Raw genomic sequence first — 21,307 nt, 5'->3', positions numbered from 1 at the left:
CTGCTGGAATTGCGGGGATGACTTCGAGGGGGAGCCCGCTCCCCCTCGACCTCCCCCACCACCAGTGACGTCGGTCACTGGTGTGTGCGCCCCAGGGGCGCACGGGTCGGGGAATTTTCGGCAGGTACATGCCCTGCCGAAAATGATTTCATTTTTTTGATCTGCCGGGGGCAGATCAACCGGGAAAACCCGTAGGGTTTTCCCTGGCCCCTTTCCCCGACTGGGGAAAGGGGGAGAGAGGACATACGCTTATGAAATTCTTTCAGAAACGGGCCGTGGCGGTGGTGGTGCTGATCCTGGCCATCGTGGCTGGGGCGGCCATCGGGCAGGCAAAAAAGCCGGACACCGGCGCTGAGGCGTCCACCGCCATCGTGGGGTCCTATACGTATGTATACGACTATGCCGGGGTGCTGACGGATGAGACCATGGAGCATATCGACGCCATGAACGCCTCCCTGTTTGCACAGACCGGGGCCCAGATCCTGGTGGATGTGGTGAATTCCACCGGCGGCGCGGACATCATGGAATACGCCGCGGACCTGGGGAATACCTACGGCGTGGGCTCCGCGGAGCGGAACAATGGTGTGGTGATGCTACTGGCCCTGGACAACGTCTCCCAAAGCGGCCTGATGGGCGACTACTGCGTGGTGGTGGGGACCGGGCTGGAGGCGTATGCGGACGATTTTGTCAGCCTGCAGTCCTATTATCTGGAGAGCGATTTTGCCGCCGGAGACTACGATGCGGGCGTGCGTGCGGCCTTTGACGCATTCATCGACTGGTTCGCGGATCACTACGGTGTCACCATCCGGGAGGGATATATCCCCGCAGTGCGGGAGACCTACTCCAGCGGCAGCGGGTACTATACGGAGACCCGCGGCTATGTGGCCCCGGCTGTCGGTTCCCTGGTGAGCGGCGTGGTGGTGCTGCTGGTGGTGTTATTTGCACTGTGGGTGATCCTGGACGGCATCCGGTACAGACGCTACCGCCGGCGGTACCTGCGGCCCGGCATGGGGCGGCCCACAGTGCTGTACTACCCCATCTTCTGGGGACGGCCCCGGCGGCCCAGAGCACCGCGCCCTCCGCGACCCCCGCGCCGTCCGCCCACTGGCGGCGGCTCCTTCGGCGGCAGCCGGGGCGGAATGTTTGGCGGAGGCTCCTTTGGCGGCGCTGGCGGCCGGCGGGGAAGCTTCGGCGGCGGCAGCTTCCGGGGAGGCGGCGGCCGGCGGGGCGGCTTCAGCGGCGGCAGTTTCCGGGGAGGCGGCGGTCGGCGGGGCGGTTCCTTCCGGGGCGGCCGCAGATAAAAACGACAAAAAACCACGTCTCAGATCGGGACGTGGTTTTTTGTGCCTGTCCGGCAGTCCGCTGCCTGCCGAACAGACGCCTTACACATTTTCTGCACAGAGGATGGACATTTGACCGTCCTGGCGGCTGGCCGGCGGGAGCTGTCCGCGGCGGAGAGCGTCCCGCAGCAGGAAGGGCGGCAGATAGCCCTGCTGCCGGAAATCCTGGGGAATGGTGAAATCCACGCTTCCCTCCAGCAGAAGCCTGCGGACGCTTTCGTTGATGTCGTGGCAGATCACCCGCAGCTGGCCCTGCCGTCCGGCGGCCCGCACGGCCTCCACACAGCCTGAAACATGGAGGTTGGCCAGGTAAATGCCGGCCAGGTCGGGATGGCGCTCCAGCGTTTCTGCCACCACGCGATACGTGGTCTGATAGTCGTTGAAGGTCTCGGCAGTCAGGATCTGTTCTGCCGGGAAACCCCGCTCTGCCATCCGCGCCAGAAAGCCGTTCAGCCGCTGACAGTGCCCGTCGAAACGGCGGTTGCCAACGGTGGCCAGGACCAGGCCGCCGGGCCGGACACAGCGGCTCATCAGCTCACCGGCCATCCGCCCTGCCCGATAGAGATCCTGCCCCACAAAGCAGAGCCGCCGGCTTTTCGGCAGATCGGAGTTGAAGGTGACGCAGGGGATACCGGCATCCGCCAGTTCCTCCACCCGCCTGCAGATGGAAGGGTCGTTGAGGGCGCAGATGGAGAGCCCTTCCGCCCCCTCCCGGACCATCTCATCCAGCAGCTCCACAGACTCCTGGGGCAGCTCCGTCCGGCAGCGGCGCTGGAGGATCCGCACATGCTGCGGCGCCAGCTCCTGCTCCGCCTGCCGGATGCCCTCCTGGACCTCTTCCTGAAACTGGCCGGTCCAGTTGGGCAGCAGGATCCCCAGTGTCAGCGGGCGGACAGCGCCGTCCTGCTCCCGGCGGTATGCCTCCCGGGGGGAGATATAGCCGGTCTCGGCCACGGCGGCCTCCACCCGGGCCCGCACAGCCTCGCTGACATAGGAGCGGTGGTTCAGGACCCGGTCAACGGTCCCCCGGGATACCCCCGCCATCTCGGCGATCTGCTGGATGGTCACCCGTTTCCCCATGCTGATGCGTCCTCCTTTTGCAACAGGATCTCTGTGCATTGCACAGGATGTCTCTATTGTATCGGAGGGGGAAGGCTTTGTCAATCTGGAAAAAACAGCCTTTGATTTCCGGCAAAGTGACGATTTTTGCGCAAATGGCGGAAGGGGTCTTGACTTTTTGAGGAACATGCGGCAGAATATGTGCAAAGCACATAATCTGTGCACTGCCTTTTTGACTGGAAAGGATGCGTCACCATGAAGTTTCAAAAATCGGCGTGTATCGAGCCCATGTATGGGGAACTGCCGTTTCTGGAGCGGTTTCAGGCTGCCAGAGCAGACGGCTTCGACTATGTGGAGTTCTGGAGCTGGACGGACAAGGATCTCCGTGCGGTGAGAGCCGCGGCGGAGGATGCGGGGATCGGGATCTCCGGGTTCAACGGGGATGCGGAGCTGTCGCTGATCGATCCCGGTCAGAAGCAGGCCTATCTGGATTTCCTGAAGCGTTCTGTCGACGCCGCTCTGCAGGTGGGCGCCCGCTCTGTCACCATCCACTCCAACGGACTGGGGGACGGCGGAGTGGTCCTGAACAGCTACCCGGAGCTTTCGGACACCGTGAAGCTCTGCACCATGTTCGATACGCTCCACGCCTGTGCGGAGCTGGCCGAGTCCTCCGGCATCCGCATGAACCTGGAGCCCCTGAACATCACCACGGATCACGCGGGCAACTTTCTCACCACAACCCGGATGGCCGCGGAGATGACCCGGCTCATCGGCTCCCCCATGCTGAAGGTCCTGTACGACGTCTACCACATGCAGCTCAATGAGGGGAGCCTCTGCGACAACATCCGCACCTACGGCGACCAGTTCGGCCACATCCACGTGGCCGATGCGCCCGGCCGCCACGAGCCCGGCACCGGGGAGATCCGCTATCCCCGGATCCTCCAGTGCCTGGAAGAGATCGGGTATCAGGGGCTTGTGGGGTTCGAGCTGATCCCCGCCGTCTCCACCGCCCAGGCGGTAAAGGCCATTGGGCTGCTGTAAGATCGTCCGGCAGCCGCAGATACAATCGAAAGGAAGGAAACGCATGGAACGCTTTCAGATCGGCATCATCGGCGCCGGCCGCATCGGCCGGGTCCACGCGGAAAACATCGCCAAATTCGTGCCCCAGATGGAGATCAAAACGGTGGCGGACCCCTATATGAGCCCGGAGGCCGAGGAATTCCTCAGGGGCCTGCGGATCCCCAACCTGAGCCGGGACGCGGAGGACATCCTCCAGGACCCGGAGATCCGGGCCGTCATCGTCTGCTCTCCCACCGACTGGCACGCGGAATACGTCATCCAGGCGGCAAAGGCCGGCAAGCACGTTTTTGTGGAAAAGCCCATCGACTACCGGCTGGAGCGGGTGCACGAGGCCATCGACGCGGCCAGGGCCGCCGGCGTCAAGCTGCAGGTGGGCTTCAACCGCCGCTTTGACCGGCATCACCACGCCGTCTATGAGGCCGTTCGCTCCGGCAGGGTCGGCAAGGTGAACCTGGTGAAGATCAGTTCCCGGGACCCGGAGCCCCCCGCCATCGACTATGTGAAGGTCTCCGGCGGCATCTTCTACGACATGATGGTCCACGACTTTGACATGGCCCGCTTCCTGGCCGGGTCCGAGGTGACGGAGGTCTTCGCCTACGGCGCCGTGCTGGTGGATCCGGCCATCGGCGAGGCCGGGGATGTGGACACCGCCGTGGTGACGCTGAAGTTCGCCAACGGCGCCATGGGCGTCATCGACAACAGCCGCAGGGCGGTGTACGGCTACGACCAGCGGGTGGAGGTCTTCGGCTCCGAGGGCGCGGTGATGGACGTCAACGACACGCCCACCAACGCTGTGTACTACGGGGCGGACGGCTCCATCGCCAGCCCCTGCTACAAGATCATGTGGGACCGGTACACCGGGGCCTTTGCCGCAGAGCAGCAGGCCTTCGCCGAGGCGGTCCTGAACGGCACGGAGCCTCTGGTCACCGGAGAGGACGGGCTCTATCCCATCCTGATCGCCGCGGCGGCCACCAAGTCGCTGAAAGAGGGCCGGCCGGTCAAGCTCAGCGAGATCGAAGCGATTTGAATGCCGGAACAGGATGCGCCCCACAGGCAGATGCCTGTGGGGCGCATTTTTTTGGATCTGCGGCGCGGGCCTTGGACAGAGGGACGGGCCTCACAGCGTCAGAGAAGGGGCGGCATAGGTCCGGCCGGCCAGCTCCTGATCCAGCATATACAGGCCCTTGGGATCGGAGCCGAAGAGCTGCATCTTCTTGATCAGGTCGGAGGCATTGGTCTCCTCCTCCCCCTGCTCTTTCACGAACCAGTCCAAAAACTGCATGGTGCGGAAATCCCGGTCCGCATAGGCAGCCTCATAGATGGTATGGATCAGAGAGGTGACATACTGCTCGTGGGCCAGGCCGGCCTCCAGGGGGTCCATATTGCTCTTCAGCCGGGCATCCGGCTTTGCAATGGCCTCCAGCGTTACAGGCACATCGTTGTTCTGCAGATACTGGAGCATGAGCATGGCGTGGTCCCGCTCCTCCTGGGCCTGGACCTTGTACCAGTTGGCAAAGCCGGCGAGGCCCTGCTCCACATAGAAATTTGAAAACTGGAGATACAGGTAGGCGGAGTAAAATTCCTTGTTGATCTGGTCGTTGATCAGTTGTGAGACTTGTTCCTTCAGCATAACAGAGGCGTCCTTTCCATACACAGTTTCAGACAGGAGCTGTCCTGCCTAACGATTATAGCACGGTCCTGCTGAAAAGCAACGGGAGAAGCAAAAAACAGGTAGACGCGGCGAGGGGGGTGTGCTACAATGGGCGTGCCGCAGAGCGGACAAAAAAGCTTAGCAAAATCCAAACGAATGGGTGCGGCCCTTGACAGAACCATAGCGGCATCCATGCTATAATGGGCCTGCTGCCGAAAAGGGCAGAGGGAACGATTGAAGTTAGAAGAGGGATCACTGTGTTTTTTCGCAGAAAACATCAAATGACGCCGGCCCGGATCATCCTGATCGGATTTGCCCTGCTGATCCTGGCCGGAGCGCTGCTGCTGACGCTGCCCATCTCCACCCGGGACGGGCAGGGGGCTTCCTTTTTTGACGCGCTGTTCACCGCAACCTCCGCCACCTGTGTCACCGGCCTGGTGGTGCAGGACACGTCGCTGTACTGGTCCGGATTCGGCCAGGCGGTGATCATTCTGCTGATCCAGATCGGCGGCATGGGCGTGGTGACGGTGGCTGTGGCCATTTCCATGCTGGCAGGCCGACGGATCGGCCTGAAGGAGCGCTGGGTGATGCAGGAGTCCATCTCTGCGCCCCAGGTGGGCGGGATCGTCCGGCGGACCCGGTTCATCCTGACGGCCATGCTGCTGCTGGAGGGAGCCGGTGCCGTGCTGCTGGCCCTGCGGTTCTGCCCGGAGATGGGGCTGCGGGGCATCTGGTACGCCGTGTTCCACGCCATCTCCTCCTTCTGCAACGCCGGATTCGACCTGATGGGCGCAGAGGCCGGAGCGCCCTATGTCTCTCTCACCGGGCATGTGGGCGATCCTCTGGTGAACCTCACGGTGATGGGGCTGATCGTGGTGGGCGGCATCGGCTTTCTCACCTGGGGCGATGTGCGGGAACACAAGTGGCATCTGCGGTCCTACTGCCTGCAGAGCAAGCTGGTGCTGGTGACGACGGCGCTGCTGATCCTGCTGCCGGCCCTGTTCTTCCTGTGCTATGAGTTCCGGCTGCCCCAGTGGGAGGGGATGACGCTGGGAGAAAAGGTCCTAGCATCCCTGTTTCAGTCTGTGACCCCCAGAACGGCAGGGTACAACACGGTGGACCTGACTCAGCTGACAGAGTCCTCTCAGCTGGTCATGATCCTGCTGATGCTGATCGGCGGGGCGCCGGGATCCACTGCCGGCGGCTTCAAGGTGACCACGGCCGCGGTGTTTTTCCTGGCTGCCCGGGCGGTGTTCCGCCGGCGGGAGGATCTGCAGTCCTTCGGGCGCCGTCTGCCGGTGGAGACGCTGCGCAGCGCGTCTGCCATCCTCCTGATGTACGTGGGGCTGTTCCTGCTGGGCGGGATGGCGATCTCCTGCGTGGAGGGCGTGCCCCTGCTGGCGGCACTGTTTGAGACGGCCTCAGCCATCGGTACGGTGGGCCTGACCCTGGGCCTGACGCCGGAGCTGGAGGGCATCTCCCGGATGATCCTGATCTTTTTGATGTATTTTGGACGGGTGGGCGGACTGACGCTGATCTACGCAGTCCTGCCGGACAGCGCGGCCGTTCCGGCGCAGATGCCCCAGGAACGGATCAATGTGGGATGAGCAGGACGACTGACACAAAGCCTGCACAAGGAAAGGATGAGAACGGTGAAATCAGTATTGCTGATCGGATTGGGGCGCTTTGGCCGCCACATGGCAGCCAAGCTGCAGGAGCTGCACCATGAGGTGCTTGCCGTGGACAAGGATGAGGAGCGGGTCAATGACGCATTGCCGCTGGTGACCCATGCCCAGATCGGGGACAGCACCAGCGAGGCGTTTATCGCCTCCCTGGGGGTGCGGAATTTTGACATGTGCGTGGTGGCGATCGGTGATGATTTCCAGAGCTCTCTGGAGACGACGGCGCTGCTGAAGGAGCAGGGGGCGCGGTATGTCCTGTCCCGGGCCGCCCGGGATGTCCACGCCAAGTTCCTGCTGCGGAACGGGGCGGATGATGTCGTCTATCCGGAGCGGGAATCTGCCAGCTGGGCAGCGGTGCGCTACAGCTCTGACCATATTTTCGACTATGTCCAGCTGACGCCGGACCACTCTATCTATGAGACGGCGGTGCCGCCTGCCTGGATCGGAAAGACCATCGGTCAGCTCGGCGTGCGGCAGCGGCACAACATCAACATCCTGGCCACCAAGCAGGGGGAGGAGCTGACGCCGATCCCCGGCGGTGAATACTGCTTCCGGGGAGATGAGACCATCCTGATCCTGGGAGACAACCGGGACGTCCAGAAGTTCCTGCACTTTTGACCCTGGCGGGGATACGCTGCATTATGCGGAAAAAGACAAGATACCGGCTGATATGACCGGTATCTTGTCTTTTTTTCAGGGCTCCGTCTGCTCTGTATGGAGCAGGCGGAGCTTCCGCTCTGCGGAGACCATGCTCTGCTCGTAGCGGTCGATCTTCTGGTTCAGCAGATCCAGGGAGGCCTGCATCTCTTTCATCCGGGCCACCAGCTGGTCCCGCTGCTCCATCAGCAGGGCCTTGCGGGCGCCGATGGTGGCGTCTCCCTGCCGGAACAGATCCACATATTCGATCAGCGCCTCGATCTGGACCCCGGCGGCACGCATGCACTTCATCAGCTGGATCCAGCCGCAGGACTCCTCGCCGTAGTTCCGGACGCCGCCCTTGGTGCGGGGCACCGGGGGGATCAGTCCGATCCGCTCATAGTAGCGGAGCGTGTCGGCTGAAATGCCGTATGCTCTGCTCACTTCCGCAATGGTCATGGCCGGAGACTCCTCACTGGGCGGCCTGGGCCGCTTCGTTGACACACCGCAGGGCGTTCAGGCTGCGGGGATAGCCGATGTAGGGCAGGCACTGGGAGATGATCTGGATCAGGAAGGCCTTGTCGTTGCCGATCTTCAGATTGGCGCCGGCGTGGCTGACGAGCTGAGGCTCACAGCCGCCCTGGGCGGCCAGGAAGCAGAAGGTGATCATCTCCCGCTGCCGGTAGTCCAGCCCTTTGCGGGTGTAGTAGTCACCGAAGCAGTTGTCCGCCAGCCAGCGGTTGATGTGGCGGCTCTCTTCCGGGCCGCTGTCCTGGAAGCCCCGCATCCCCTCGCCGAAGATGTCCACCTGGGCCTGGTTGCCGGCGGTGAGCCGGGTCTCCGCCGTGGTAGTGGATCCGGGGGCCAGCGGCAGGGAGACGCCCTGTTCCTGCAGGACCTGATTCGCCGCATCAAAGAAGGGGCGCACCCGGCCCAGCCCCAGATAAGCCACAGCCTGGTACAAAACCTCCTTCGCCTGGGCGGGAGTCACGCCGGCCCGCAGCGCGGCAGGCAGCTGTTCCCGGTATTCCGACACGCCCTGACAGCCCAGCAGTGCGGCGAGAACGGCCATCATCCGGGTCTGCTCATCCAGGCTGCCTTGGTCCACAACTTCGCCCAGAGCGAAGTTGGTGAAGAGCTCCATGAATTCCGGGTCCGAATCCCACAGGGGGGACGGGTCCCCCGGGAACAGACGGGACAGATTTTCTTTGGCAGATGCGGAAAGTGCCATGCTGAAAGCCTCCTTTGCGCCGGTGCGGCGATGTCTTTTGATAACTCTACTTTAACACTTGGAGCCGACTCCAAGTCAAGCTCTTTTTGAAATGATACAATCAGGAATTAATCAATGATATTATACAAAGAGGATATCACTGACCACAGCTGGGAGAAGGGCCGCATCAAGTTCCAGATGCCGGCGCCCTGGAAGCCGTACTCCGTGATCAGGGCCAGGCGGGCGGAGAGGCTGCGGGCATCTTCGAACCAGACCTCGTGGACCGTGCCGTCCACGGCGGTGTAGTGGAAGAAGGGGGCCTGGGCCGTTTCGTCGTACTGAATGGCGACATCGTGCTCGATGGCCAGCTCGATGGCCCGCTGGTTGGAGATGGAGGGCGCCCGGGTAACGCCCTGAACAAAGGGCAGGGGCCAGTCATAGCCGTAGTTGGAGAGGCCCAGAAAGATCTTCTCCGGCGGGATCTCCGTCACCGCGTAGTCCAGCACGGCCCGCACATTTGGCAGGGGGGACACCGCCATGGGCGGACCCGCGGTGTAGCCCCACTCATAGGTCATCAGGAGCACGCCGTCTACAGCGGCACCCACGGCGGCGTAGTCGTGGCCCTCGTACAGGAGCCCTGCCTGTCCGGCGGAGGTCTTGGGCGCCAGGGCGGCCCAGAGGAAGAATCCCTGAGAGTTGAGAAGCCGCCGCAGCCGGGACAGGAAGGCGGCATAGGCCGCCGCCAGCTGGCCGGGGAGGAACTCGAAGTCCACGTCCAGGCCGGCGTAGCCCCGGCGGCGGAGCGTCTGCTGGACCTGAGCGATCAAGCTGTCCTGCACGGCGGTATCCGTCAGCACCAGAGTGGCCCGCTGGGTGTCGAACTGACCGGTCTCTGTCAGGGTGGAAAGGTGCATCACCGGCCGGACGCCCCGCTGCCGCGCGGCGGAGAGCAGTGCATCATCCTCCAGCTGGAGCAGGTCGCCTTCGGCGGTGATGCCGTAGGTGAAGGGCGCCAGGTAGGTGAGATAGGGGAGCTCCGCATCCAGCAGGGACTGGTCGATGTAGGGATAGGCGTAACCGTTGAAGGCGGCGGAGGACGTGGGGGTGCCGAAATAGGAGATCACCAGGACCTGTCCGGGCCGAAGCGCAGTCTGGCCGCCGAGGGGCCAGTTGTTCTGCCAGAGACGGCGGACCGTGGTGCCGTAGGCTTCCGCGATGGAGGCCAGGGTCTCTCCGGCCCGGACGGCGTGGACCTGGCGGGGAAAGCGGACCACAAGGGTCTGCCCCACCGCCAGGGCACCGCTGGGGGGCACGGCGTTGTCCGCGGCCAGGCGGGCGGGGTCGACGCCGTAGGATGCTGCGATGGAGCCGACGGTCTCGCCGGCTTGGACCACATGGATCGTCATGCTGGACATCACCTCCGGAAGAGCCTATTCGGAAAGGTGCATGAATATACTATACGACCCGCAGCCAAGTCGGATATCACTTGGCGATATGACGGACGTCAGCTTTTTTCGATAACTGAAATTTAGGGAAAAGTTCCATATTTGAACAGATTGCCACAAAATGGACCGTCAGATTTGTGAATTATTTTCTTCCGGTTTGCAGGGATCCAAGCCGCTGGACAGTTGACAGCCCGCCAATATCCCGTTAAAATATTCTCAGTGATTGTGTGGTTTTTAACGATCAAGGGGAAACGGATGTGCTGAACAAGCGTGCGCGATCCACCGGAGGGCGGAATCCCATCAACTTGTTCGGCCGATTTTTTTGTATGCGGCAAAGGGGGCAATGAGGTGTTCCTGCTGTTTTTTCTGCTGTGGCTGCTGCTCTCCGGGGGCGTGAGCCTGCACGCCTGCCTGTGGGGGCTGGCGGTCTCGGCTCTGCTCACCTGGTTCTGCCGGCGGGTGCTGGGATATGACTGGCGGATCTTCTGCGGCCACCCGGCGCGGATCTGGGCACTGATCCGCTATTTTGCCCATCTGGTGGCAGAGATGCTGAAGGCGGGCCTGATGGTCATGAAGATCATCTACGTCCATCCGAAGAAGATCACGCCCAAGCTGGTGTGGTTCCGGACGCCCCTGCAGACGGACCGGCACAAGGCGATGCTGTCGGATTCCATCACACTGACGGCGGGGACCATCACCGTGCGGTCCCAGGACGGACGGCTGCTGGTGCATGCCTTGGATGCGCCGCTGGCGGAGGGGATCGAGGACACCGCGTTCCAGCAGCAGCTGGAGAAGATGGAGGGCACCCAATGGAGACGGTGACGACCTGGATCTTGAATATCGGCGCTGTGGTGCTGGCCCTGCTGATCCTGGCCACGCTGGTGCGCGCGGTCCTGGGGCCCCGGTTCACAGACCGCATCGTGGCGGTGAACGTGATCGGCACGCTGGTGATCGCGGAGCTGATGGTGCTGTCCGTCCGGCTGCGGGCGGACTATCTGGTGGACATCGCCCTGGTGTTCGCCCTGCTGAGCTTTTTGTCCGTGGTGGTGGCGTTCCAGCTGGTGATGAGCCGCCAGAAAAACAAGCGCCGGGAGGAGAAGCAGGAGGGAACTGCCCATGATTGAGCATCTTGCGACGGGAGCGGGGCTGGCCTTCTTCCTGTTCGGCCTGTTCGTGTTTTTCTCTGCTGTCCTGGGGCTGTTCCGGTTTGACTATGTGCTCAACCGGATGCACGCCGCCGCAGTGGGGGATTCCCTTGGGATCTTCTGCGTGCTGATCGGTCTGATGCTGCTGCACGGCTGGTCCCTGTCTGCGGCAAAGACGCTGCTGATCTTCGTGTTCCTGTGGCTGACCAGCCCTGTGGCCAGCCACCTGGTGGCGGAGATGGAAGTGGCGACGGTCCCGGATATCCATAAGGAATGTGAGGTGGAGGAGCGATGATCGTACTGGAATACATCCTGCTGATCGGACTGATCGTCTGCGCCATTGCGGCGCCGCTGTGCAAGCGGCTGCTGGCGGCGGTGATCGTCTACATGGCCTTTTCCCTGATGATGGCCGTGCTGTGGAGCCTGCTGCAGAGTCCGGATCTGGCCATCACGGAGGCGGCTGTGGGCGCCGGCGTCACCAGCATCCTCTTCTTCCTGACTCTGAAAAAGGTGCATGCACTGAAGGGGACGCACGATGAGTAAGAAGATCGACGAGACATCCGGCTGGCTGCAGCGCTTTGCGGCCTGGGTGGACGGTGACCGGGAGCCGCCGGACCGGACGCTGCTGGTGATGGAGCGGAGGCCCCACCGGGACTTCCGCCCGACAGAGGAGGAGTTCGAGCGGCGGGAAAAGGACCGGCTGCGGAAATTCTTCAACTGGTATCCCATCGCGGCCACCGTGATCTGTGTGGTCATGGCGGCGATCCTGCTGACGACGGTCATGAACATGCCCGGCTTTGGTGACGAGGACAACCCCATCAACAACGAGGTGTCCGAGCGGTATCTGGAGCACGGCGCGGAGGAGACCGGCTCAGAGAACGTCGTGACGGCCATGATCATCGGCTACCGAGGCTTTGACACCCTGGGAGAGAGCTGTGTGCTGTTTCTGGCCGTGGCTGCGGTGATGATCCTGCTGCTGCGGGATGAAAAGAACACCACCGGCCGGGAGCTGCACCAGCTGGAGCGGGAGGAGGCCGGCGCGCGGGAGCATGCGGACCTGATCCTGCAGCAGGTGGCCAAGGTGCTGACCCCGTTCATCTTCCTGTTCGCCATCTATGTGCTGCTGAACGGAGAGACCTCTCCCGGAGGCGGATTTTCCGGCGGGACGATCCTGGGCGCAGGTGTGATCCTGTTTTCCGCCGCCTTTGGCGTGCAGCGCACACAGCGGTTCATGAACCGGCGGACCTACAGCGTGGTGCGGACGTTTGGCCTGATGCTGTACGCGGTGCTGTACGGGATCTATATCTTCATCGGGGCCAATGGGCTGCCGAACCATCTGGCCGGCATGATCCTGCTGATCGACCTGGCGGTGGGACTGGTGGTGGCCTGCACCATGTATGGCTTTTATGCCCTGTTTTCCCGGGGCGAGATCTGAGAGAGGAGGAGAGAGATGCTGTCGGATATCATCCAGAACCGGTACGCAGTCACGGCGGTCATCCTGTTCGGGATCGGCTTTACGAACCTGATGCTGCAGCAGAACCTCCTGCGGAAGGTGATCGGATTCAATATCATGGACTCCGCCATCTTCATGCTGCTGGCCTCTCTGGGCTATATCGACGGCGGCGTGGCGCCCATCGTGGGGGACCGCGGCTTTGATCCGCTGTACATCAATCCCATTCCCAGCGGCCTGGTGCTGACCGGCATTGTGGTGTCCGTCTCCATCACGGCGTTCTCCCTGGCTTTGATCCAGCGGATCTACCGCCGCTACGGCACGATCGAGATGCGGGAACTGCTGGACCGGGCGAAGAAGGAGGACGACTGATGCGGCCGTTTATAGAGAATTTTCCCTTCTTCTCCATCTTCCTGGCCATTTTGGCAGGCATCCTCACGGCCACCATCCGCAGCGGCCGGGCCGCATACTGGGTCACCATCGGAGTCTGTGCGGCCTCTGCAGTGCTGAATGCGTTCGTGCTGGAGTACACCTACCTGGGAGATCTGAGCTTTACGTATACCATGGGCCGCTTTCTCGCCCCCTACGGCAACGCCATCAAGTGCGGGCCGCTGCAGGCGCTGCTGACCACCGTGTTTTCCCTGGTGATGGGGACCTCCCTGGCTGGAGGACGGCGGGATCTCTTTCAGGATATCCTGCCGCAAAAGCAGAGGCTCTATTTCGTCATGGTCAATATGATCCTGGCGTCTTTGCTGGCGCTGACCTATACCAATGACGCCTTCACCGGGTATGTGTTCATCGAGATCAGCACGATTGCCGCCTGCGCCCTGGTGATGGCCAAGGACAACGGCCCCAACCTGATTGCCACCATCCGGTATCTCTTTATGAGCCTGGTGGGGTCCGGCCTGTTTCTGATCGGGCTGACGGTCCTGAACAGCATCACCGGCTATCTGCTGATGCCGTCCCTGTCGGAGGCGGTGGAGGGGCTGAAGGTCACCGGAGACTATGCGATCCCGCTGACAGTGTCGGTCGGCCTCATCACAGCGGGGCTGGGCGTCAAAAGCGCCATGTTCCCCTTCCATCTGTGGCTGCCGGACGCTCACGGCGGTGCCACCACGGCGTCCTCCGCGATCCTGTCCGGCCTGGTGCTGAAGGGATATATCGTGCTGTTGCTGCTGATGATCCTGCGGGTGTTCTCCCTGGAGCTGATCGTGGAGCTGGGAGCTGCCGATGTGATCCTGGCCTTCGGCGTGCTGGGAATGATCTTCGGGTCCCTGGCCGCCATGCGGGAAAGCCACATCAAACGGATGCTGGCCTATTCCTCCGTGGCGCAGATCGGGTACATCTTCATGGGGATCGGACTGGGGACTGTAGAGGGGCTGGTGGCCTCCTGCTTCCACATCCTGGTCCACGCCTGCTGCAAGCCGCTGCTGTTCCTGTGCGCCGGCAGGCTCTCTGCTGTCAGCGGCCACCACAAGAGCCTGAAAAATCTGCGGGGCAGTGCCTACCGGGACGTGGGGGCGGGTCTCGGCTTTACGGTGGGGGCCCTGTCCATGATCGGTATCCCGCTGTTCGGCGGTTTCGTCTCCAAGCTGTATTTCGCCAACGCGTCCCTGCCCACCGGCATGACGGCCATGACGCTGCTGACCATCGCCCTGTCCACTGTGCTGAACGCCCTGTACTACGTGCCGGCGCTGCTGGCCATCTGGGTGAAGCCGCCGGCGGAGGACGAGGCGGCAGTTCTGGCTGATGTCCACGCAGGGGAACTGGCCTTTGACCAGGCCTTCACGGCGGCGGATATCCTGCTGGTCGCTGCGATCTTTGTGCTGGGCATTTTCTACCACCCCATCACCGATGTGATCGAGGCGGGTGTCCGGCTGATCTGAGTTTGTTTGTGTTTGTAAGGGAGTACGCCCATGCTGTTGCTGCTGCCTATCCTGGTGCCGCTGATCGGCGGGATCTTTGTGTTCCGGCAGAAAAATGAAATATACCGAGACTGGCTGGTGGTGACACTGATCGTGACCACCGCCGTGCTGGTGCTGGCAAACTGCACGATGCCCACGCAGCGGCTGTGGCTGCTGACCATCCAGGGGGAGCTGGGCCTGGTGCTGAACAGCGACTGGCTGTCCAAATTCTTCATGGTGCTGGTGGTGTGCATCTGGGCACCGGTGGTGATCTTCACCAAGCCCTATATCCGCCACACCGGGCGCGGCAACCAGTTCATGGGCTTTTACACCATGACGCTGGGTGTCCTGATGGGCCTTGCCCAGGCAGCCAATTTCGTGACCATGTACATGTTCTTTGAGATGATGTCCCTGATCACGGTGCCGCTGGTACTGCACAACGCCACGCCGGCAGCGCGGCGCGCGGGCTTCAAGTACCTGGGCTACTCGGTGTTCGGCGCCGGCATGGCACTGGCGGGCTATTTCTTCATCGCCTATTACCTGACCGTGCCGGACTTCCAGCCCGGCGGGGCCATCGACCTGGCCCGGGCGGCGGAGCACCGGCCCATGCTGCTGGTAGTGTACTGCCTGATGATCGTGGGCTTCGGCGCCAAGGCGGGCATGATGCCCATGCAGTCCTGGCTGCCGGCGGCCCACCCGGTGGCACCGGCGCCGGCCTCCGCCGTGCTCTCCGGCGTCATCACCAAGGGCGGCATCATCGCGGTGATCCGGGTGACCTACTACATGTTCGGGCCGGAGTTCCTGGCGGGCAGCTGGCCCCAGTATGTGCTGCTGACACTGGCGCTGGTCACTGTTTTTGTGGGGTCCATGCTGGCCTATCGGGAAAAGCAGCTGAAGCGGCGGCTGGCATACTCCACGGTGAGCCAGGTGTCCTATGTGCTGTTCGGCCTGATGCTGCTGACGGAGGAGGGCGTCCAGGCGTCCCTGCTGCAGCTGGTCTTTCACGCGCTGGCAAAGGATACCCTCTTCCTGGCGGCGGGCGCTGTCATTTTCTCCACCAATCTGACGCGGGTGGACCAGCTGCGGGGCATCGGCCGGCGGATGCCGGTGACCATGTGGTGCTTTACACTGGCTGCCCTGTCTCTGATCGGCATCCCGCCGCTGGCGGGCTTTGTCAGCAAATGGTATTTGCTGGACGCGGGGCTGGAGGCGCCGCTGCAGGCATTCGGCATTGCCGGCCTGGTGGTGCTGGTGGTATCCGCCCTGCTGACGGCGGGGTACCTGCTGCCCATTGTGACAAATGGCTTTTTCCCGGGGCGGGACTTTATCACGGAGCGGCGGGAGGTGGGGCCGGAGATGACCTGGCCCATGATCGCCTTCTGCGCGGCGCTGGTGCTGCTGGGCCTGCTGCCGGGGACGGCCATCCACTGGCTGGGCCTGCTGGCTGCCAGATGGTTCTGATCCTGTGTGACGACTGAGAGGGGAGGTGTGCCTGTGAACCGCTTTTTAACGCTGCCCATTCTGCTGCCCATGCTGCTGGGGATCGGGCTGCTGATCCTGCAGCCGAAGAGCCGCAAGGTGCGCAGCCGCTACGTCATGGCATCGTCCCTGGTGACGTCGGCATTGTCTCTGGCCTGTGTCATCCTGACCTATCTGCATGACAGCGATTTTCTGGCCTGTATCCTGGTGAGCTTCAGCGAGGTGTTTTCCATCTCCCTGCGGATCGACGGTGCGTCCATCGTCTACGGCAGCATCGTGTCTGTCCTGTGGCCGCTGGTGACGGCGTATTCTCTGGATTACATGTCCCACGAGGGGCACGAGAATCGCTTCTTCGCCTTCTGGCTGGTGGCCTACGGCGTGGTGCTGGGGATCGCCTATTCGGAGGACTTCCTGTCGCTCTACTTTTTCTACGAGGCGCTGACGCTGACGACGCTGCCGCTGGTGATGCACGCCATGGATGAAAAGGCCCGCTATGCCGGCCGCAAATACCTGGTATATTCCATCACCGGTGCCGCCTTTGCCTTCATCGGCATGGTCTTTCTGCTCAACTACGGGGTGGGTCATCTGAACTTTCAATACGGGGGGATCCTGGACAAGGGCCTGGCGGCCGGAAACGAGGAGGCGCTGCGGCTGGCCTTTGTGGCGGCCTTCTTCGGCTTCGGCGTGAAGGCGGCCATCTTCCCCTTCCACGGCTGGCTGCCGGACGCCTCTGTGGCGCCCACGCCGGTCTCCGCCCTGCTGCATGCGGTGGCGGTGGTGAAGGCCGGTGCGTTTGCCGTGCTGCGGCTGATCTACTACGGCTTCGGGGCGGATTTCCTGCGGGGGAGCTGGGCCCAGACCGTGGTGATGACGGCCACCATCGTGACCATCGTCTATGGATCCGCCCGGGCGCTGCGGACGCCTCATCTGAAGCGGCGGCTGGCATTTTCCACGGTGAGCAATCTGTCCTACATCCTGTTTGCCCTGACGCTGATGACGCCGGGCGGCATCGTGGGCGGGATGACCCACATGGTCTATCACGCCTTTACCAAGATCACCATGTTCTGCTGTGCCGGTGCCATCATCGTCAAGAGCGGCAGGGAGTATATCTATGAGCTGGAGGACTTCGGCCGGGCGATGCCCATCGTCTTTGCCACCTTCACCGTGTCCTCCTTTGCGCTGATCGGCGTGCCGCCGCTGGGCGGCTTTGCCGGGAAATGGATGATCGCAGAGGCGGCGGTGGCATCCCAGAATCCGCTGGCCTATGCGGGCATCGGGGCACTGATCCTGTCTACGCTGCTGACGACGCTGTACATGCTGTCCATCGTGGTGCGGGCCTATTTCCCGGTGGGCGAGCTGGACCGGGCGGCGCTGGAGCGGGTGCATGACCCTGCCCCCTCTATGTGGGTGCCGCTGGCACTGCTGACAGCGGCAGGCGTGGCACTGGCGCTTTGCTCCAACAGTGTGATCGGCTTTTTGTGGACCGCGGTGCAGCGGGTCTGGTAAGGAGGACGCATGGAAAAGGCATTGCTGCTGTTCTTGGTGCTGTTTCCGCTCCTGACCTCTGCCTGGGTGTATCCGCTGCGGCGGCGGAGCCGGGAATACCGGAATCGGCTGATCCAGATCGTGCCGCTGGTGGAGCTGGCGGCGGCTCTGCTGCTGTTGCTGTGGCCGGAGGCCAGTCTGGAGCTGCCCGGGGTCTGCGGCTTCGGCCTGCGGTTCCAGGCCGGGAGCCTTCACGGACTGCTGGCCCTGGTGAGCGCCTTCCTCTGGGCTGGCACGGGACTGAACTGCCCCAGCTATTTTGCATCCGCAGACGGGTGCAATCGCTTTTACTTCTTCTGGCTCCTGACGCTGGGGGCCCTGATGGGCGTCTTTCTGGCAGCGGATCTGTTTACGCTGTTCGTGTTTTTTGAGATGATGTCCTTCACCTCCTATGTCTGGGTGGCACAGAATGAGACGGAGGAGGCGCTCCGGGCCGGACAGACGTATCTGGCGGTGGCGGTGATCGGCGGCATGGCGCTGCTGGCGGGGCTGATCCTGCTGAAGCATCTGCTGGGGACGCTGGCGTTTGACGCCATGGCGGACGCCGTCGCCAGCCTGCCCCCGGAGAAGATGAGCGCGCTGTATGCGGCGGGGGGCTGTGCCCTGGCGGGCTTCGGCGCCAAGGCGGGTATGTTCCCGCTGCACATCTGGCTGCCAAAGGCCCATCCGGTGGCGCCGGCGCCGGCGTCGGCGCTGCTGTCCGGCATCTTGACCAAGAGCGGGATCTTCGGGGTTCTCATCCTGTCCCGGTACTTGTTCTGGGCAGACCTTCCCTGGAACACGGTGGTGCTGGCCCTGGGCGTGGTGACGATGGTGCTGGGAGCAGTGCTGGCCCTGTTTTCCATTGACCTGAAGCGGACGCTGGCCTGCTCCTCCATGTCTCAGATCGGCTTCATTCTGGTGGGGGTTGCCATGCAGGGATTCCTGACCGGGGAGAATGCCCTGGCGGCCTGGGGCACGGTGCTGCACATGCTGAATCACAGCCTGATCAAGCTGGTGCTGTTCGTTTCGGCCGGCGTGGTGTATCTCGGCACGCATTCCCTGAATCTCAATGACATCCGGGGCTGGGGCCGGAACAAACCGGTGCTGAAGGTCCTGTTCTTTATCGGGGCGGCCTCCATTGCCGGTGTGCCGGGCTTTTCCGGATATGTCAGTAAGACGCTGCTGCATGAGAGCATCGTAGAGTATGTGCGTGTGCTGGAGCACGCCGGGATGTCCACCGGCTGGTTCACGGCAGTGGAGTGGCTGTTCCTCTTCTCCGGCGGACTGACGGCTGCTTATATGACAAAGCTGTTCGTGGCCATCTTCCTGTCCAACCGGGCCATCGGCCAGCGGCTGCCGGTCAGGGGCTATCTGGCCCCGGGGACGCTGGTGGCACTGTCTGCGGGCGCTGCGCTGCTGCTGTTCCTGGGCCTGACGCCGGGGATGTCCATGGAGCCGCTCGCCCAATGGGCGGCGCAGTTCCTGCGGGCGGACGCCGGACACAGCGTCCACTACTTCACGGCGGTGAATCTGCAGGGGGCACTGATCTCCCTGGGGATCGGTGCGGCAGTCTATCTGCTGGTGGTGCGGGGCCTGCTGATGCGGCAGGAGCCGGAGGGTGTGGTCTATCTGGACCGGTGGCCCCGGCGGCTGGATCTGGAAAACCTGGTCTATCGGCCGGTGCTTTCGGCGCTCACGTTTGTGGGAGCACTGTGTGCCCGGGTGGCGGCATCGGTGGGCGACTGGCTGGTGCTGCTGGGGGAGAAGATCCTCTTTACCAAGGCACCCGGCATCTTTGTACCCAAGCACGATGAGAATTTCGGCACATACGGCCGCAAGCCCCGGCACTTCCTGACGGAGGAGACCTTCTCCTTTGACCTGATGCTGGCGGGCGGCGGACTGATCGTCCTGCTGCTGTACCTGCTGCTGTAGGGATCCGGCGGCGCAAAACAAAACCGGGATCCCCGGAAAGGCAACGCCTTCCGGGGGTCCCGCAGCATTTCCGGGAAATGGGGAGGCTGCTTCCCGTGTGCTGAGAAGGTGCTCAAGACCGGCCCCACGGCAGGGCTCCGGCGCCCCGCCGAAGACTTGGGCCGGGCGTCTGCGCTCCGTCACACAAAGGACAGCACCCGCACAGCTTGCGGTCATACCGGCCCCGGAGACTGGAGCGGAGGAATGGTCCCCGGTGATCGCTCCGAACCCGCCTTGGGAAAGATCCGGGGGAATACCCTTGCACTGGCCGCGGCCGGTCCGCAGAGAAAAAGACGTCCCGCATCTGCGGGACGTCTTTTTTGGATCCGTATCGGAAGGCTTATGCCTTCAGGCGGGAAGCGCGCTTGCTGCCATACCAGCAGATGATGGCCACATAAGCGACGGCGGCGCAGACACCGATGATGTAAGCGGGCGTCCAGGGAATGTGGAAACCGATCTGAGCATTGGCGATGTAGGTGACGCAGATGAAGGTGTAGAAGGCACCGGGGATCAGCGGCACCCAGACAAACTTGGCCTTCTTGTTCTCAAACATCCACACGGAGATGGCCAGGAAGGCAAACAGGGACAGCGTCTGGTTGGACCAGGCGAAGTAGCGCCACAGGGTGTTGAAGCCGTCGCTGTTGAACTTGGCCCACACGATGATGGCAGCCACCAGCACGAAGATGGGCACAGCCAGGGAGAGGCGCTTGCCGTTGTTGGACTGATCCATGTGGAAGGACTCAGAAACGGTCAGGCGCAGGGCACGCAGAGCGGTATCGCCGGAGGTGACGGGCAGGATAATGACGCCCAGCAGAGCGATGATGCCGCCCACAGGGCCCAGGATGTCCTTGCAGACCACGCCGATGGTGGCGGTGGCCAGAGAGGCATTGGCCTCCTGCAGGCCCAGGTTGTAGACGCCCATGGCGCCGGCAGCCCAAACCATGGCGATGAAGCCCTCCAGGATCATCATCCAATAGAAGGTGGTGCGGCCCTGCCGCTCGCTCTTCATGGTACGGGTGATGATGGCGGTCTGGGTGGAGTGGAAGCCGGACAGAATGCCGCAGGCCACGGTCACGAAGAACACAGGGAGGAAGTGGCCCTCAGCAAAATAAGCACCATAGTCAAAATACTGGCTGGTCCAGGAATCCCACACGTTCAGCAGGGGATAGCCCTTGACAAAGATGCCGATGAACACGCCGACGGCGGAGAACAGCAGGATGGCGCCGAAGACGGGATAAATCCGGCCGATGATGGCATCGATGGGGAACACGGTGGCGATCAGGTAATAGACGAAGATGACACCGTAGATGACCCAGGTGGACACGGAGGTGGGCAGGCCGTCGAAGCCGAAGACCTGCGTGGCGGCAATGTCGCCGGGGGTGTAGACGAACACGGCGCCCACCAGCAGCAGCAGCACGCACAGGAAGATGTTGTAGATGGTGAAGACGCCCTTGTTGGAGTACTTGCGGATCATGGTGGGCATCTGGGTGCCGCCGTCACGCAGGCAGATCATGCCGGAGAAATAGTCGTGCATGGCGCCGCCGATGACGTTGCCGATGGGGATGGTGATGAACGCGATGGGCCCGAACAGGATGCCCTGGATAGGTCCGAGGATGGGACCGGTGCCTGCGATGTTCAGCAGGTTGATCAGGCTGTTCTTCCAGCAGCGCATGGGCACATAGTCCACACCGTCCTGCTTGGAGTAGGCCGGGGTCTCACGGTCGTCCG

Annotated in this window: 21 protein-coding genes; 15 read left to right on the top strand and 6 right to left on the bottom strand. The window is 62.8% G+C overall.

Annotated elements, in window-relative coordinates; genetic code table 11:
- Window positions 1–251: 251 nt before the first annotated feature.
- Window positions 252–1,301, top strand: coding sequence for a TPM domain-containing protein (locus H9X91_RS11360; RefSeq protein WP_204805169.1), 1,050 nt, complete (start codon window positions 252–254; stop codon window positions 1,299–1,301).
- Window positions 1,302–1,382: 81 nt separating this feature from the next.
- Here the strand turns inward: H9X91_RS11360 and H9X91_RS11355 are convergent, their stop codons facing one another.
- On the bottom strand, window positions 1,383–2,420 hold the full coding sequence (locus H9X91_RS11355) for a substrate-binding domain-containing protein (protein ID WP_204805168.1): 1,038 nt from the start codon (window positions 2,418–2,420) through the stop codon (window positions 1,383–1,385).
- Window positions 2,421–2,654: 234 nt separating this feature from the next.
- On the opposite strand from H9X91_RS11355, the gene H9X91_RS11350 reads away from it, so the two are divergent.
- Window positions 2,655–3,440, top strand: a complete 786-nt coding sequence (locus H9X91_RS11350) for a hydroxypyruvate isomerase family protein (RefSeq protein WP_204805167.1) — start codon at window positions 2,655–2,657, stop codon at window positions 3,438–3,440.
- Window positions 3,441–3,483: 43 nt separating this feature from the next.
- The gene (iolG, locus tag H9X91_RS11345; RefSeq protein ID WP_204805165.1) at window positions 3,484–4,506 is read left to right on the top strand and encodes an inositol 2-dehydrogenase; all 1,023 of its coding nucleotides are present in this window, start codon (window positions 3,484–3,486) and stop codon (window positions 4,504–4,506) included.
- Between the two features lie 90 nt (window positions 4,507–4,596).
- On the opposite strand, the gene H9X91_RS11340 is transcribed toward iolG, so the two are convergent.
- Entirely contained in the window at window positions 4,597–5,109 is a 513-nt protein-coding gene (locus tag H9X91_RS11340) for a ferritin (RefSeq protein WP_204805163.1), read from the bottom strand.
- Window positions 5,110–5,411: 302 nt separating this feature from the next.
- On the opposite strand from H9X91_RS11340, the gene H9X91_RS11335 reads away from it, so the two are divergent.
- Window positions 5,412–6,737: a TrkH family potassium uptake protein gene (locus H9X91_RS11335; protein ID WP_243414531.1), complete on the top strand. Its 1,326-nt coding sequence runs from the start codon at window positions 5,412–5,414 to the stop codon at window positions 6,735–6,737.
- Window positions 6,738–6,782: 45 nt separating this feature from the next.
- Window positions 6,783–7,430, top strand: coding sequence for a potassium channel family protein (locus H9X91_RS11330; protein WP_204805161.1), 648 nt, complete (start codon window positions 6,783–6,785; stop codon window positions 7,428–7,430).
- 75 nt (window positions 7,431–7,505) lie between these two features.
- Here H9X91_RS11330 and H9X91_RS11325 read toward each other — a convergent pair whose 3' ends face one another.
- The 3 genes from H9X91_RS11325 to H9X91_RS11315 form a co-directional block, all read right to left on the bottom strand.
- Window positions 7,506–7,907 carry a MerR family transcriptional regulator gene (locus H9X91_RS11325; RefSeq protein ID WP_204805160.1) on the bottom strand — a complete coding sequence of 134 codons (402 nt, stop codon included), beginning with the start codon at window positions 7,905–7,907 and terminating at the stop codon, window positions 7,506–7,508.
- 13 nt (window positions 7,908–7,920) lie between these two features.
- Window positions 7,921–8,679, bottom strand: coding sequence for a carboxymuconolactone decarboxylase family protein (locus H9X91_RS11320; RefSeq protein ID WP_204805159.1), 759 nt, complete (start codon window positions 8,677–8,679; stop codon window positions 7,921–7,923).
- 107 nt (window positions 8,680–8,786) lie between these two features.
- Entirely contained in the window at window positions 8,787–10,064 is a 1,278-nt protein-coding gene (locus H9X91_RS11315; RefSeq protein WP_204805158.1) for a LysM peptidoglycan-binding domain-containing protein, read from the bottom strand.
- Between the two features lie 387 nt (window positions 10,065–10,451).
- On the opposite strand from H9X91_RS11315, the gene H9X91_RS11310 reads away from it, so the two are divergent.
- Genes H9X91_RS11310 through H9X91_RS11265 form a run of 10 tightly spaced genes read left to right on the top strand, consistent with a single transcriptional unit; the run spans window position 10,452 to window position 19,540 of the window.
- Window positions 10,452–10,925, top strand: a complete 474-nt coding sequence (locus tag H9X91_RS11310; RefSeq protein WP_204805157.1) for a Na+/H+ antiporter subunit E — start codon at window positions 10,452–10,454, stop codon at window positions 10,923–10,925.
- Complete coding sequence (locus tag H9X91_RS11305; RefSeq protein ID WP_204805156.1) at window positions 10,913–11,227, top strand: MrpF/PhaF family protein; 315 nt, start codon at window positions 10,913–10,915, stop codon at window positions 11,225–11,227. The genes H9X91_RS11310 and H9X91_RS11305 overlap by 13 nt, the downstream gene beginning before the upstream one ends.
- The gene (gene mnhG, locus H9X91_RS11300) at window positions 11,220–11,543 is read left to right on the top strand and encodes a monovalent cation/H(+) antiporter subunit G (protein ID WP_204805154.1); all 324 of its coding nucleotides are present in this window, start codon (window positions 11,220–11,222) and stop codon (window positions 11,541–11,543) included. Before H9X91_RS11305 ends, mnhG begins: the two co-directional genes overlap by 8 nt.
- Window positions 11,540–11,791 (top strand): hydrogenase subunit MbhD domain-containing protein, encoded by a 252-nt coding sequence (locus H9X91_RS11295; RefSeq protein ID WP_204805152.1) that lies wholly within the window; start codon window positions 11,540–11,542, stop codon window positions 11,789–11,791. The genes mnhG and H9X91_RS11295 overlap by 4 nt, the downstream gene beginning before the upstream one ends.
- Window positions 11,784–12,683: a hydrogen gas-evolving membrane-bound hydrogenase subunit E gene (mbhE, locus tag H9X91_RS11290; protein WP_204805150.1), complete on the top strand. Its 900-nt coding sequence runs from the start codon at window positions 11,784–11,786 to the stop codon at window positions 12,681–12,683. The genes H9X91_RS11295 and mbhE overlap by 8 nt, the downstream gene beginning before the upstream one ends.
- A 15-nt stretch (window positions 12,684–12,698) precedes the next feature.
- Entirely contained in the window at window positions 12,699–13,070 is a 372-nt protein-coding gene (locus H9X91_RS11285; RefSeq protein ID WP_204805148.1) for a sodium:proton antiporter, read from the top strand.
- Window positions 13,070–14,584: a complex I subunit 5 family protein gene (locus H9X91_RS11280; protein ID WP_204805146.1), complete on the top strand. Its 1,515-nt coding sequence runs from the start codon at window positions 13,070–13,072 to the stop codon at window positions 14,582–14,584. Before H9X91_RS11285 ends, H9X91_RS11280 begins: the two co-directional genes overlap by 1 nt.
- Window positions 14,585–14,614: 30 nt before the next feature.
- Window positions 14,615–16,063 carry a complex I subunit 5 family protein gene (locus H9X91_RS11275; RefSeq protein WP_243414528.1) on the top strand — a complete coding sequence of 483 codons (1,449 nt, stop codon included), beginning with the start codon at window positions 14,615–14,617 and terminating at the stop codon, window positions 16,061–16,063.
- A 33-nt stretch (window positions 16,064–16,096) separates the two neighbouring features.
- Entirely contained in the window at window positions 16,097–17,587 is a 1,491-nt protein-coding gene (locus H9X91_RS11270; protein ID WP_295690047.1) for a complex I subunit 5 family protein, read from the top strand.
- Between the two features lie 9 nt (window positions 17,588–17,596).
- Window positions 17,597–19,540, top strand: a complete 1,944-nt coding sequence (locus tag H9X91_RS11265) for a complex I subunit 5 family protein (RefSeq protein ID WP_204805144.1) — start codon at window positions 17,597–17,599, stop codon at window positions 19,538–19,540.
- A 379-nt stretch (window positions 19,541–19,919) separates the two neighbouring features.
- On the opposite strand, the gene H9X91_RS11260 is transcribed toward H9X91_RS11265, so the two are convergent.
- The coding region (locus tag H9X91_RS11260) for a carbon starvation CstA family protein (protein ID WP_204805142.1) at window positions 19,920–21,307 on the bottom strand (1,388 nt) is incomplete at its 5' end.

Source organism: Oscillibacter valericigenes, assembly GCF_016902445.1.
Taxonomy (GTDB): Bacteria; Bacillota; Clostridia; order Oscillospirales; family Oscillospiraceae; genus Oscillibacter; species Oscillibacter avistercoris.
The sequence above is the reverse complement of the archived record's forward strand: the minus strand, read 5'-3'. Positions and strand labels throughout refer to the sequence as shown.